This is a genomic window from Streptomyces sp. SudanB182_2057, assembly GCF_964272715.1.
Taxonomy (GTDB): domain Bacteria; phylum Actinomycetota; class Actinomycetes; order Streptomycetales; family Streptomycetaceae; genus Streptomyces; species Streptomyces rubradiris.
Genome location: NZ_OZ186798.1, coordinates 7,371,407 through 7,384,374, shown reverse-complemented (window position 1 = coordinate 7,384,374; position 12,968 = coordinate 7,371,407). Strand labels below are relative to the sequence as shown.

The window sequence follows — 12,968 nt, the reverse complement described above, 5'->3', positions numbered from 1 at the left end:
GCTTTGTGCAACTAGTTGCACAAACGGTCGCCACTGTAACTACTAGTATGTACATTCAGACGTGACCGATCCGCCGCCCGAAAGGACGCCCCGTCATGCCCTTCGTCCGCATAGACACGCTCGGCACCGACCCCGCCCGCCTCGACGCGCTCGGCCGGGCCGTCCAGGACGCCCTCGTGGAGACGCTGGGGATACCGCCCGGGGACCTCTTCCAGGTACTGAGCGGCCACGACGGCACCGGCAGCATCCTGCGCTACGGCGACTACCCGGGCGTCCCGCGCGACGACTCGGCCGTGTTCGTCGCGATCACCCTGCGGGCCGGACGCGACGCCGGCCGCAAGCGGGCGGTGTACCGGCGGATCGCCGAGCTGGTGCACGAGCGGACCGGTACCGAGCCGCGCGACGTGCTGGTCACCCTGACCGAGAACGGCGACGCCGACTGGTCCTTCGGGTACGGGCTGGCGCAGTACGCCCCGGCCGGTCGGGGACCGGCCGGGGCGTCGCCTCGGTGACTCAGCGGCTCTCCAGGCGCAGGTGCAGATCCCGCTCCTGGTCGCCGGAGGCCGTACAGGTCTCCCGCACGGTGAACATCGAGTCCAGGGTGGTGCGGAACCGGTCGACGGCCCAGTAGCCGCCCTGGACGTCCGCCTGGACCGGCTGCCCGAGACGGACCGGCGGGCAGCCGGAACCCCGGGCCTCGGCGACGTCGTAGGTGCCGAGCCAGACCATCGGCCGGGTCTCGTGGAGCTGCTGTGGCTCCTCGTCCGCGCCCCGGTCGGAGGCGAAGCAGGACCTGAGCGCCTCGAATACCAGGCGGGCGTCCTCCTTCGAACCGCTGATCTCCACCGTGACGGTTTCCGGATGCGACCGCTCCGTGTCTGCCATGATCGCTCCTTTCGTGGCCGCGCTGCGGTGGAACGGGGTACCCCGCCGAACCGCGTCCACCCCCAGGAAAACACCACGCGCCGTCGCGCACACCTCAGCCGCGGGTGAACTTGTACGTCTTGCTGTCCGTCAGCACGCAGAAGCCGGGCGAGACGACGATCACGCGCAGGACGCCGTCGCGGCGGTCGTAGTCGATGCCCTCCGCCTCGAAGGAGCCCTGGCAGGAGCTGCGCAGCGGCAACTGGCGCACCGCCGTGACGTGCCCGGTGACGTCGGCGGTACCGTCCGGCGGCGCGGAGAGGTCGACCTGGAGCAGCGGCTTGGTCAGGCCGAAGAGGCTGCCCTCGGGGTCGTCGGAGGAGCACAGCAGGGTGGTGGGGCCGGTGAAGTCGCAGCCCTGGACGTCGCGGACGGCGTGGTCCAGGCGGACGGTGGAGACCTGCGGGAGGTCCGCCGAGGGCGAGGTGGCGGGGTTGACGCCCGGGGTCGGGAAGACCAGCAGCCGGGTCATGGTGCCCCACTCGCCGGACAGCATCCACCGGCCGTCGGGCGAGACGGCGGCCCAGGAGTTGTTCAGCGCCTCGCCCGGGCCGAGCGTGTGGACGTACTCCGACCACGCGCCGCCGGGCGCCCGCACCCGGAACATCTTCGAGTTGCCGGAGTCGCGCTGGTAGGGCTCGATGTAGAAGCCGTCGTAGGAGGCGTCGGGGTCGCCGACGTGGTTCCAGCCGCGGCCGGCCAGGCCGAGCGGGATAGTGCCGACGCCGGTGTACCGGTTTGGGCTGTTCGCCGGGACCTCCACCGAGGCCAGCCCCTGGCTCTCGGTCAGCGGGTCGGCGCGGTCGGAGCCGGTCTCGGTCCAGGTGCCGGCGGCCATGGCGGGCACGGGCGCGGCGAGGGACACGACGGCGGCGGTGACGAGGGTGACGAGTCCGGCGAGGACTGTGTGACAGCGTTGCCGGGCGGACGCGGGCATGGCCGGCTCCTCGGACGGGCGGCGGGCACTCGGACGGCGGACAGTCTGGCGTGGCGTCATAGTCATGTACAGACCAATCACGCAACATGAGCGTGAACTCTCACGGCTCCGTGGGACCGCGCGGTACGGTCCAGGCGGGAGTTTCGAGCCCCCGCGCACCACCGGCGCACGGCTTCGGCGGACGTCCGCCGCCGTGTTGAGGGATGGTGGAGGGAGAACGGCGTCGGCGGCGGAGAGTCGGGTGTGAGCGCGGTAGAACGAGGTCGGTCGGCACGAGGCACGGCGTGCCGTGCGGACGGGCGAAGGCGGTGCGTGGCATGAGTGCGGCCGAGGCTCCGGCGACGGAGAGCGGCGAGCCCGCGCGCGGTCCGGTTCCCCCGGGCGGCCTGCTGGACGTCCTGGGCGTGGCGTCGGTGGTGCTGGACACGGACGGCCGGATCGTGCTGTGGAGTCCGCAGGCGGAGGAACTGTTCGGGTACACCGCCGAGGAGGCCCTCGGCCAGCACGCCGCCCGGCTCATGGTGCACGAGGAGCACAGCCGGCTGGTGGGCAGGCTGTTCGCCGACGTGATGCGCACCGGGCAGAGCTGGGCGGGCGGCTTCCCGGTGCGGCACAAGGACGGCAGCACCCGCCTGGTGGAGTTCCGGAACATGCGGCTGCTGGACGACCGCGGGGACGTCTACGCGCTCGGGCTGGCCGCCGACCAGTCGACCGTACGGCGGCTGGAACAGGACGTGGCGCTGTCCGAGCGGATGGTGAAGCAGTCGCCGATCGGCTACGGCGTCCTGGACACCGAGCTGCGGTTCGTCTCCGTCAACCCCGCCCTGGAGCGCATCAACGGGGTGCCGGCCGCCGAGCACGTGGGCCGGACGCTGCGGGAGGTGGTGCCGCTGCTGAACGTGGGCGACCTGGAGGCCGCGGCCCGCCGGGTGCTGCGGACGGGTGTGCCGCTGATCGACGACACGCTGGTCGGCCGCACCCCGGCCGACCCGGACGAGGACCACACCTGGTCGCACTCGCTGTACCGGCTGGAGGACACCCTGGGCCATGTGCTCGGGGTGGCCGTCTCGCTGGTCGACATCACCGAGCAGCACCGGGCCTCGGTGGAGGCGGAGACCGCGCGCCGCCGGCTGGCGGTGATCGCGGACGCCTCGGCCCGGATCGGCACCACGCTGGAGCTGGAGCGCACCGCCTGCGAGCTGGCCGAGGTCGCGGTGCCGGAGCTGGCGGACGTGGCGGCGGTGGACCTGCTGGACGCGGTGGTCGAGGGCCGGCCCAGCGCGCTCGGGCCCTCGGAGTCCGCGGTGATCCGGGCGCTGGCCGTGCGTCCGGCGGAGGGCAGCGACGCGGTCCGGGCCGCCGACCCGCCCGGCCAGATCGCCCTGTACGGGCCGGACCGGCTGGTCACCGAGTGCGTGCGCACCGGCGAGGCGGTGCTGGTGCCGCGGGTGAAGGACGAGGACCTGCCGCTGATCGCCCGCTCCGCGGAGGCGGCCGTGCTGCTCGGCCGGGCGGGCCTGCACTCGTACCTCGCGGTGCCGCTGATCGCGCGCGGCGAGGTGCTGGGCGCGCTGGACCTCAAACGCACCCGCAACCCGGCCCCCTTCGACGAGGACGACGTGCTGCTGGCGCGGGAGCTGGCGGCCCGCGCGGCCGTGCAGATCGACAACGCGCGCTGGTACCAGAACGCCCGCAACACCGCGCTCACCCTCCAGCGCAGCCTGCTGCCCAGCCATCCGCCGGTCACCACCGCCCTGGAGGTGGCCTCCCGCTACCAGCCGGCCGGGGCCACCAGCGAGGTGGGCGGCGACTGGTTCGACGTGATCCCGCTGGAGGGCGGCAAGACCGCGCTCGTCGTGGGCGATGTGATGGGCAGCGGGGTCGCCGCCGCCGCCACGATGGGCCGGCTGCGCACCGCGACGGCCACCCTCGCCGGGCTCGACCTCGACCCGGCCCGGCTGCTGGAGCACCTGGACAAGACGACCTCCGCCCTGGACCACTCCATCGCCACCTGTGTGTACGCCGTCCACGACCCGCGTCTGCGCCAGTGCCGGATCGCCAACGCCGGCCATCTGCCGCCGGCCCGGGTACGGCCCGGCGGCCCGCCGGAGCTGCTCGACCTGCCCACCGGGGTGCCGCTCGGGGTGGGCGGGGTCGGCTTCTCCACCGTCACGGTCGACTTCGAGCCCGGTGACGAGCTGGTGTTCTACACCGACGGGCTGGTGGAGACCCGCTCCGACTCGCTGGACGAGCGGCTGGCCCTGCTGCTGTCGCTGCTGGACGACCCCGCCCGCCCGCTGGAGGAGACCTGCGACCACCTCCTGCGCACGCTGCGCCACCCGGACAACCACGACGACGTGGCGTTGCTGATCGCGCGGGCGCAGGAGCTGGAGTAGCGGGCGGGCGGGGCCGGTCACCGCGCCGGTGCGGGGCGCACGCCGATGACCACGTACGCGTACAGGTTCTCGTCGACCGCCAGACGGGTCGTCAGGCCGGCGTCGGTGAAGGCGCGTACGGCGGCGGGTGCCTGGCGTTCGCTGGTCTCGGTGAGCAGGCTGCCGCCGGGGGCGAGCCACTCGGACGCCCCGGCGGCGACCCGGCGCAGCACATCGAGTCCGTCCGCCCCGCCGTCCAGCGCGATCAGCGGTTCGTGGTCGCGGGCCTCCGCCGGGAGCAGGGCCACCTCGGCGGTGGGGACGTAGGGCACGTTGGCCGTCAGCAGGGCCACCCGGCCGCGCAGGCCGGGCGGCAGGGCGTCGTAGAGATCCCCTTGGTGGGCCCGGCCGCCGAAGGGGGCGAGGTTGCGGCGGGCGCAGCGTACGGCGGCCGGGTCGATGTCGGCGGCGTGCACCTCGGCCCCGGGCAGGGCGTGGGCGAGGGCCGCGCCGAGCGCGCCGGAACCGCAGCACAGGTCCACGACGACGGTCGCGTCCGGTGCGGCGGCCAGCGCCTGGCCGGCCAGGAACTCGGTGCGGCGGCGGGGGACGAACACCCCGGGTTCCACGGCGATGCGCAGTCCGTGGAACTCGGCCCAGCCGAGGACCTGTTCGAGGGGAAGCCCGGCGGCGCGCCGGTCCACCATGCCGGCCGCCTCCTCGGGGGTGCGGGCGGTGGCGAGGATCAACTCGGCCTCGTCCTCGGCGAAGACGCATCCGGCGGCGCGCAGCGCGCGGACGACGGCGGAGGGGGCCATGGGAGCGGGTACGGACATGGGAGCGGAAAGCCTTCCGGGAGCGCGAGACTTCAGGGCGCTCCCGCGGTCACCGCTGCCGGTGTACCGCGCCGTCACGAGGAGAGAGCACCCCAGCCGACACAGCGGTAATGGGTCTCACCTCCTCGCCCTCGGGGCCGCGGGTCTCCGCGGCCGGACGGCCACCATACCCCACGGCCCGACGGGCCCTCCGCCCCGGCGAGTTCAGACGCCGACCGACTCCTCGACCTCTTCCTCGGCCTCCCGCTCCGCCTCCCGCTCGGCTTCCCGCGCGGCCTCGTCCTTGGCGTGCCGCGGGCCCGTCCGCCCGGACTCGGTCCCGGCGGACGCGGCAGCGGCCTCGGCGCCGGCCGCGGCGTGGGCGGCCTCCCGGCGGGTGCGGCCCTCGTACAGGGCGGCCACCGCGGTCACCAGGACGCCGGCCAGCAGCCAGACCACCAGGGTCCACACCGTGCGGCCGAGGCCGTCGTTGCCGAAGTACAGCAGGCTGCGGACGCCCTCGACGAAGCCGGCGCCGTTCCAGAAGGCGTGCAGGGTGCCGAAGAATCCGTTCTGCAGCTCGGGCCGGAACAACCCGCCGGAGCTGGTGAAGTTCAGCATCACGAACAGCACCATCATGGTCAGCGTGGTCCACCGCTTCAGGAAGGTGTGCAGGCCGACGCCGATCAGCAGGATGCCCGCCGAGTACAGCCAGGCCATGCCCCACACGCCCGCGAGGTCGTGGTGGGCGAGGTGGAACACCGGCCCGGCGAGCACGGCTCCGACGCAGCTGACCACCGCGGAGACCCCGACGGCGAGCAGCGCGCGGACGCGCATCGGCAGGGCGGCACCGGCGGCGCCGAGGGCGGCGACCGAGGCGTAGGAGCCGATGCTGACGGCGATCATCAGGAAGAACAGGCCCTGCCCGGTGGGGTCGTCGGCGACCGGCCGGGCCACGTCGGTGACCTTCAGCGGCACACCCTGTCCGGCGGCGAGCGGGGTGAAGACCTTTTCGACGGCCATGGCGCCCATGTCGGAGGCGGCGCTCGCCACCAGCAGCTCGGGCGCCTTGGCGCTGGGCACGTAGGCGCCGGTGACGTCGCGGGACTCGAGCAGGCCGACGGCGTCGGCGCGGGTGGCCACCGTGCGCACGTCGAGCTTCTCCCCGGCGGTGTCCTTGACCGTCTGCGCGAAGACCTTGGCCTCGGGGGTGGTGCCGACGACGGCGACCGGCAGGTGGTGCGGCTCGGGGGTGACGAACGCCCCCATGTAGGCGAGCCCCATGCCTACGCACATCAGCAGCGGGGTGATCAGGTGCGTGAGCACATGGCGCAGTGCCGGTGACCTCATCGCGCGCGACCTCCAAAGGTTGGCTTATGCAACTTTCACTTCAAGTTGTACTATACAACTAGAAACCCCGGAGGAGGTACTTCCCGTGAGCGCAGCGGAGTCGGCCGTCGAGACGATCCAGCGCGAGATGACCATCTTCGCCCGCCGGGCCCGCGCCTCGGCGGGCCGTATGCACCCCGAGCTGTCCCTGGTGTCGTACACCCTGCTCGGACACCTGGAGGAACGCGACGGCTGCCGGGCGACCGACCTCGCGGCCCACTACGCCCTGGACAAGTCCACGGTGAGCCGGCAGGTGGCGGCGCTGGAGCGGGCCGCGCTGATCGAGCGCCGGCTGGACCCGGAGGACCACCGGGTCCAGGTGCTGCACCTGACGGAGGCGGGCCGGGAGATCCTGGCCCAGGTCACCCGCAGCCGCCGGGCCGCCTTCAGGGAACGGCTCGCCGAGTGGCCGGAGGAGGACCTGGTGCGGTTCGCGGCGTACCTGGAGCGGTACAACGCGGGGGCGACGGGCGCGGACGGGGAGTGAGGGGGGTGTGCCTGGCTGTCCGCGCCGGGTTCCTCATCGGCTCCGGCCCGACCACCGGTCACTGGTCACCGCGAGCGCCGTCCCGGTACTGGTACTAGGGAACCGGTACCGCCGCGCGGTCGTCCGGCTGGTCCTGGGGTGCCCGTGCCTCCAGGAACACCGTGCGGCGGCGCAGCCGGAAGCCGAGGGACTCGTACAGCCGGATGGCTTCGGTGTTCCCGGCGCTGGTGTGCAGGAACGGCGTCTCGCCGCGCTCCCGGACGCCGTGCGCCACCGCGAGGATCAGCCGGGTGGCCAGGCCCTGGCCGCGGAAGGCGGGATCGGTGCAGACCGCGCTGATCTCCGTCCAGCCCGGCGGGTGCAGCCGCTCCCCCGCCATGGCGACCAGCGCTCCCTCCCGGCGGATGCCGAGGTAGGTGCCGAGTTCCACGGTGCGCGGCAGGAACGGGCCGGGCCGGGTGCGCGCCACCAGGTCCAGCATCTCGGGCACGTCCGCCGGCCCCAGCCGCACCGCCTCGGCGTCCGGCGCGGCGGCCAGCCCGTCGTCCACCAGCTGTACGCCCTCCAGCCGGAAGGTGACCTCCCATCCCGCCGGGAGCCGGCCGCGGAAGCCGGGCAGCGGGACCTCGGCGCCGGGGCCGGCCAGCGCGGCCAGGTCCGCCCAGTCCCGTTCGTCCGGGTCGTCCGGCAGCGCGAGCCACGGCGAGACGTCGACGGGGTAGCGCAGTACCCGGCCGCGCCGCTCGGCGAAATGGGCGTGCGGGCCGGTCAGGGAGGCGAGGGCCGGGTTGTCGAGGACATGCGGGACGTCGGCGGCGGTCCGGCCGGGCCCGGCGTCCGGGCTGCTCACGACGCTCATGCGACCCCCTCGATCACGGCGTCGGACACATGGGCCTGGGGCATGCTCGTTTCCTCGCTTCTCTCGACCGGTCTCTGAGGTGTCACCGGCCCACCAGGGCCGGCACCGATCGGCAAGGAAGTGCGCGGAGGCGGTATTCCCGGGCCCCGGCAGAGTTCATACAGCCGCAACGATGGGGGCCCCGGCCAGGGACGGAGCATCCGGAACGACAGCGTACGGTTGAACCATGAACGTCACGCGAGGCTTCACGGGCCGCCCGCGCGCCCACCGTCCGGGGCTGCCGCCCGGGCAGTACGACGCGCGCGAGGACTGGCCCGTCCTGTCCGCCGAGGTCACCCCGGACCTCTCCCCCGCCGACTGGACCTTCCGCGTGGACGGCCTGGTCGAACGCCCGCACACCTGGGACTGGGACGCCGCGCACGCGCTGCCGGCGTCGGCGTACGAGGGCGACATCCACTGTGTGACCGGCTGGTCGAAGTTCGGCGTGCGGTTCGGCGGCGTCTCGCTGGACGCCTTCCTCAATGTGGCCCGGCCACATGGGTCCGCCACACATGCCCTCGCCTACTCGCACACCGGCTACACCACCAACCTGCCGCTCGCCGACCTCACCGGCGGGCGGGCCTGGATCGTCTGGGAGTACGACGGCGCACCGCTGCCGCCCGAGCACGGCGGCCCGGCGCGGCTCGTGGTACCGCACCTGTACTTCTGGAAGAGCGCCAAGTGGATCGCGGGCATCACGCTCCTCGACCACGATGAGCCGGGTTTCTGGGAGCGCAACGGCTACCACGCGCGGGGCAACCCGTGGGAGGAACAGCGGTACTCCGGTGACTGAGACGACGACTCCCGCGACACGGTTCGCGGTGCCCGGGCGGATCGCCGTGAGCGGCCAGGCGGCGTCGCGCTGGCAGACCGCCACGCTGACGGAGATCCGCCGCGAGACACCGCGCGCGGCCACGTTCCGCCTGGCGGTGCCGGGGTGGGCGGGACATCTGCCGGGTCAGCACCTGATGCTGCGGCTGACCGCCCCGGACGGCTACGTGGCGCAGCGCCACTACTCCATCGCGTCGGCGCCGGACGCGTCCGGGCACATCGAGCTGACCCTGGACCGGGTGCCGGACGGCGAGGTCTCCGGCTGGTTCCACACCGTGGCCCGGCCCGGGGACACCGTCGAGGTGCGCGGCCCGCTCAGCGGCTTCTTCGCCTGGCCGGGCGACCGGCCCGCGCTGCTGCTCGGGGCCGGCTCCGGGGTCGTACCGCTGATGTCGATGGTCCGGCACCACCGGGCGCGCGGCCTCGCCGTCCCGCTGCGGATGCTGGTGTCGGCGCGCAGCCCCGAAGAGCTGATCTACGCGGCCGAGCTGGGCGCGGAGACGACGCCCGTGTTCACCCGCAGCGCTCCGTCCGGGGTGCCGGTGGGGCGTATGGCGGCCGCACATGTGGCGCCGCTCCTCGCCGAGCGGCCCGCAGGTGGGTGGGAAGCCTATGTGTGCGGCTCCAACGCCTTCGCCGAGCACGCTTCCCGGCTGCTGGTCGCCGCGGGCCAGCCGGTGGAGCGCATCCGCATCGAGCGCTTCGGCTGACGACGGCCGCCGGAGCCCGGGAGCGGGCGGGCGGGAGCGTACCCGGCTGAGCCCCGGAGCGCACCCGGCTGGGCGTCCGTACCGTCCGCCGGGCGGCGCGTCCGCCGGGCACGCCGATCGCCGGTGAGCGGCGGGGCCCTCCGCCAGCAAGCGCGTCCGAGGGGAGCGCGCGTCTCCTCGACCGCGCGCAGTCTCCCCGGCGCCCGGGCCGCACGGCGGTGCGGCGGCCTACCAGGGCCTGCGGCCCCGGTGCCCCGGGGGCCCGGCCCGCACCGCGGTACCCGGCGCCCGGGTCGCGCGGCGGCGCTCGGCGCGCGATCGTGGGGCGCGTGGTGTCCGACGCGCTTCACATGGGCCGGAAGTCGCGGTTCACGGCGTGCGCGAGGTGCGCCGAACGGGGTACGAGACGGGTGTGGACGTTCGTGCGCGTGAGCGGCGCGGGCGGTGGGCCGGGCAGCCCGGCCCCGTCGGCTCGGCGGCTCCTGCGGTGGCGAGGAGGTGGACATGCGTACCCGGGTGCGTGGCTGGCGCTGGCGGCGCAATCCGCTGCGGCGCCGGGCGGACGTGGTGGAGGCGTGGACGGTGCTGGTGGTCACCGTCCTGCTGTGTGTGGCCGCCCCCCTGGTCGGGGTGTTCGCCGGCCTGCACGCCCACGACCGGGCCCGGGCACTCGCCGCGGTCCAGCGGGCCGAGCGCCACGAGGTGCGCGCCGTCGTGGTGGACGATCCGGCCGAGCGGCCCGCCGCGCCCCAGGGCGACCGCCGGGTCCACCGCGCCCAGATCCGCTGGACCGAACCGGGCAAGGGCGTCCGTACGGAATGGGCGCAGGTGCCCGCCGGGGCCCGCGCCGGGGAGCCGGTCTCGGTGTGGTTCGACTCCCGGGGCCGCAGCGTGGCGCCGCCGCCGGGCGAGGTGGCGGTGTGGCAGCACGCCGTGACCATCGGGCTGTGCGCCGCGGGCGGGACGGCGGTGGCGGTGTACCTCGGCCGGTTGATCGAGCGCCGGATCGCCCTGCGCCACCGGCTCGCCGAGTGGGAGCGGGAGTGGGAGCGGACGGGTCCGCGGTGGACCCAGCCGCGCATGTGACCGGCGGGTGATCCGACCTCCGGGAGGCCGCCGCGTCCGCTCGCGACCCCCGGGAACAAGCGCTTACTCAACCCTGGACCTGCGTCGTTGCCTCATCGGCGGAGCGGTGGGAAAAGGCCATCACGCCGATCGTTCCCTGGCCAAGGATCCGATCATCGACGTACCGTGAGACCGCATACCCCTCCTCCGCAAAGGCGGTTGTCGATGGCCCTGTTCGATCTCCCCCTGGACGAACTCCGCGCGTACCGCAGCGAGTCCACCGAGCCGGAGGACTTCGACGCCTTCTGGGACAAGACCCTCCAGCAGGCCCGCGAGCACGAGCTGGACGCGCGGTTCGAGCCGGTGGAGACCGGCCTGACCACGGTCGAGGTCTACGACGTGACGTTCGCCGGGTTCGGCGGCCACCCCGTCAAGGGCTGGCTGCGGCTGCCCGCCGGGGCCACCGAACCGCTGCCGCTGGTGGTGGAGTTCCTCGGCTACGGCGGCGGGCGCGGCCTGCCGCACGAGAGCCTGCTCTGGGCGTCGACGGGCCGGGCGCACTTCCTGATGGACACCCGCGGGCAGGGCAGCGCCTGGGGCGGCGGGGGCGGCACCGCGGACCCGGTGGGCGCCGCACCGGCCTACCCCGGCTACATGACCCGGGGCATCGACGCGCCCGAGAACTACTACTACCGCCGGGTGATCACCGACGGCGTGCGCGCGGTGGAGGCGGCCCGCTCGCACCCGCTGACCGACGCGACGCGGACCGTGGTGCTCGGCGCCAGCCAGGGCGGCGGCCTGTCGATCGCCGTCGGCGGCCTGGTGCCGGACCTGGTCGCGGTCGCCCCGGACGTGCCGTTCCTGTGCGACTTCCCGCGCGCGGTGACCCTGACGGACCGTCACCCGTACCGAGAGATCGGCCTGTTCCTCAAGACGCACCGCGGGCGCTCGGCGGATGCGCTGCGCACGCTGTCCTACTTCGACGGGGTGCACTTCGCGGCCCGGGGCCGGGCGCCCGCCCTGTTCTCGGCGGCCCTGGAGGACCAGACGTGCCCGCCGTCGACGGTGTTCGCGGCGTTCAACGCCTGGGGTCACGAGGACAAGACCGTCGAGGTGTACGACTTCAACGACCACGAGGGCGGCGGCCCGTTCCACGAGGCGGCCAAGGTGCGCTGGCTGCGCTCGTACGCCTGAGCACTCCCGGCGGCAGGGCGGCCGGGACTCCCCTTCCCCGCAGACCGGGCAGTCGGTACGTTCGGAGCCACCCGGGCCGCGGCCGGCGCGGACCCGGGTTCCCGGCGACGACGGAGGCCGCATGTCCACGCAGGAGACACCGCGCACCACCCCGCACATACACGGGCACTGCGACCCGCGGTTCACCGCCGTACGGGATGCCTTCGAGGAGAACTTCCGCACGCGCGGGGAGCTGGGCGCCGCGGTGGCCGTCACCGTCGCCGGACGGACGGTGGTGGACCTCTGGGGCGGCTGGGCGGACCCGGCGCGGACCCGGCCCTGGGAGCGGGACACCGTGGTCAACGTGTGGTCGACCACCAAAGGGGTCGTGGCCCTGTGCGCCCATCTGCTGGCCGACCGGGGGCTGCTCGACCTGGACGCGCCGGTGGCCGCGTACTGGCCCGGGTTCGCCGCCGAGGGCAAGGAGAAGGTGCTCGTACGGCATCTGCTGTCGCACCGCGCCGGACTGCCCGGTCTGCGCGAACCGCACACCCTGGAGCAGTTGTACGACTGGGAGGCGACCACTGGCCGGCTCGCCGCCACGGCGCCCTGGTGGGAGCCGGGGACCCGGTCCGGGTACCACGCGCTGACCTACGGCTTCCTGGTCGGGGAGCTGATACGGCGGGTCTCGGGGCTGATGCCGGGGGCCTTCCTGGAGCGGGAGCTGGCCGGGCCGCTCGGGGCCGGCTTCACGGTGGGCCTGCCGGCGCGGGAGGCCGGCCGGGCGGCCGAACTGGTGCTCGCGCCGGCCCGGCCGGCCGCCGAACAGGCAGCGGCCTTCAGCGCGTTGACGCCGGTCGCGCGGGCCGCGCTGGCCAATCCGGCCACCGGGCCCGCGCAGGCGAACAGCGCTGGCTGGCGGGCGGCGGAGATACCCGCGGCCAACGGGCACGGCACCGCGCGGGCGGTGGCGGCGCTGTACGGCGTCCTCGCCGGGCGCGGCGCGTTCGGCGGCCGGCGGTTCCTGTCGGCACGGGCCGCGGAGCGGGTGCGGGAGAGCGAGGGACCCGGCCGCGACCTGGTGCTCGGCGCGGTCTTCGAGGGGGAGACCGAGATCGGCCTCGGTCTGTGGCTGAGCGGCCCCCAGGGACTGTACGGGCCGAACCCGCGGGCTTTCGGCCATGACGGCTTCGGCGGCTCCTGCGGGCTCGCCGACCCGGAGGCCGGGGTGTCGCTGGGCTACGTGATGAACCGCATGGGGCACCGCCTCGCCGATGATCCACGGAAGACGGCGCTGGTCGACGCCCTTTACAGCGCCCTGTGAGCGGGCGTCACCGGGGGTCCGCGACCGCCGTGGCGGGCGG

General features: G+C 74.4%; 13 protein-coding genes. 8 read left to right on the top strand and 5 right to left on the bottom strand.

What is annotated here, in order from left to right; translation table 11 throughout:
• Positions 1-95: 95 nt before the first annotated feature.
• Complete coding sequence (locus ACSURM_RS32940; RefSeq protein WP_436959482.1) at positions 96-512, top strand: tautomerase family protein; 417 nt, start codon at positions 96-98, stop codon at positions 510-512.
• 1 nt (position 513) lies between these two features.
• Here ACSURM_RS32940 and ACSURM_RS32935 read toward each other — a convergent pair whose 3' ends face one another.
• Complete coding sequence (locus ACSURM_RS32935) at positions 514-885, bottom strand: hypothetical protein (protein WP_436959481.1); 372 nt, start codon at positions 883-885, stop codon at positions 514-516.
• A gap of 94 nt (positions 886-979) precedes the next feature.
• On the bottom strand, positions 980-1,861 hold the full coding sequence (locus tag ACSURM_RS32930; RefSeq protein WP_436959479.1) for a hypothetical protein: 882 nt from the start codon (positions 1,859-1,861) through the stop codon (positions 980-982).
• A 317-nt stretch (positions 1,862-2,178) separates the two neighbouring features.
• Between ACSURM_RS32930 and ACSURM_RS32925 the strand changes: the two genes are divergently transcribed.
• Positions 2,179-4,257 (top strand): SpoIIE family protein phosphatase, encoded by a 2,079-nt coding sequence (locus ACSURM_RS32925; protein WP_436959477.1) that lies wholly within the window; start codon positions 2,179-2,181, stop codon positions 4,255-4,257.
• 17 nt (positions 4,258-4,274) lie between these two features.
• Here the strand turns inward: ACSURM_RS32925 and ACSURM_RS32920 are convergent, their stop codons facing one another.
• Together ACSURM_RS32920 and ACSURM_RS32915 are read right to left on the bottom strand one after the other, a co-directional pair.
• Positions 4,275-5,072 carry a putative protein N(5)-glutamine methyltransferase gene (locus ACSURM_RS32920; protein ID WP_436959475.1) on the bottom strand — a complete coding sequence of 266 codons (798 nt, stop codon included), beginning with the start codon at positions 5,070-5,072 and terminating at the stop codon, positions 4,275-4,277.
• Between the two features lie 204 nt (positions 5,073-5,276).
• Complete coding sequence (locus tag ACSURM_RS32915) at positions 5,277-6,401, bottom strand: hypothetical protein (protein ID WP_436959473.1); 1,125 nt, start codon at positions 6,399-6,401, stop codon at positions 5,277-5,279.
• A gap of 85 nt (positions 6,402-6,486) precedes the next feature.
• On the opposite strand from ACSURM_RS32915, the gene ACSURM_RS32910 reads away from it, so the two are divergent.
• On the top strand, positions 6,487-6,927 hold the full coding sequence (locus ACSURM_RS32910) for a MarR family winged helix-turn-helix transcriptional regulator (RefSeq protein ID WP_289969139.1): 441 nt from the start codon (positions 6,487-6,489) through the stop codon (positions 6,925-6,927).
• Positions 6,928-7,021: 94 nt separating this feature from the next.
• On the opposite strand, the gene ACSURM_RS32905 is transcribed toward ACSURM_RS32910, so the two are convergent.
• The gene (locus tag ACSURM_RS32905) at positions 7,022-7,786 is read right to left on the bottom strand and encodes a GNAT family N-acetyltransferase (protein ID WP_436959471.1); all 765 of its coding nucleotides are present in this window, start codon (positions 7,784-7,786) and stop codon (positions 7,022-7,024) included.
• 226 nt (positions 7,787-8,012) lie between these two features.
• On the opposite strand from ACSURM_RS32905, the gene ACSURM_RS32900 reads away from it, so the two are divergent.
• From ACSURM_RS32900 to ACSURM_RS32880, 5 genes are all read left to right on the top strand, one after another.
• A complete protein-coding gene (locus ACSURM_RS32900) occupies positions 8,013-8,618 on the top strand; it encodes a sulfite oxidase-like oxidoreductase (protein WP_436959470.1) in 606 nt (201 codons plus the stop codon).
• Positions 8,611-9,366 (top strand): ferredoxin reductase, encoded by a 756-nt coding sequence (locus ACSURM_RS32895; RefSeq protein ID WP_436959469.1) that lies wholly within the window; start codon positions 8,611-8,613, stop codon positions 9,364-9,366. Before ACSURM_RS32900 ends, ACSURM_RS32895 begins: the two co-directional genes overlap by 8 nt.
• A 504-nt stretch (positions 9,367-9,870) precedes the next feature.
• Complete coding sequence (locus ACSURM_RS32890; RefSeq protein WP_436959467.1) at positions 9,871-10,452, top strand: Rv1733c family protein; 582 nt, start codon at positions 9,871-9,873, stop codon at positions 10,450-10,452.
• Between the two features lie 204 nt (positions 10,453-10,656).
• Positions 10,657-11,625, top strand: a complete 969-nt coding sequence (locus ACSURM_RS32885) for an acetylxylan esterase (protein ID WP_436959465.1) — start codon at positions 10,657-10,659, stop codon at positions 11,623-11,625.
• A gap of 121 nt (positions 11,626-11,746) precedes the next feature.
• Positions 11,747-12,928 carry a serine hydrolase domain-containing protein gene (locus ACSURM_RS32880; RefSeq protein ID WP_436959463.1) on the top strand — a complete coding sequence of 394 codons (1,182 nt, stop codon included), beginning with the start codon at positions 11,747-11,749 and terminating at the stop codon, positions 12,926-12,928.
• Positions 12,929-12,968: the final 40 nt, after the last annotated feature.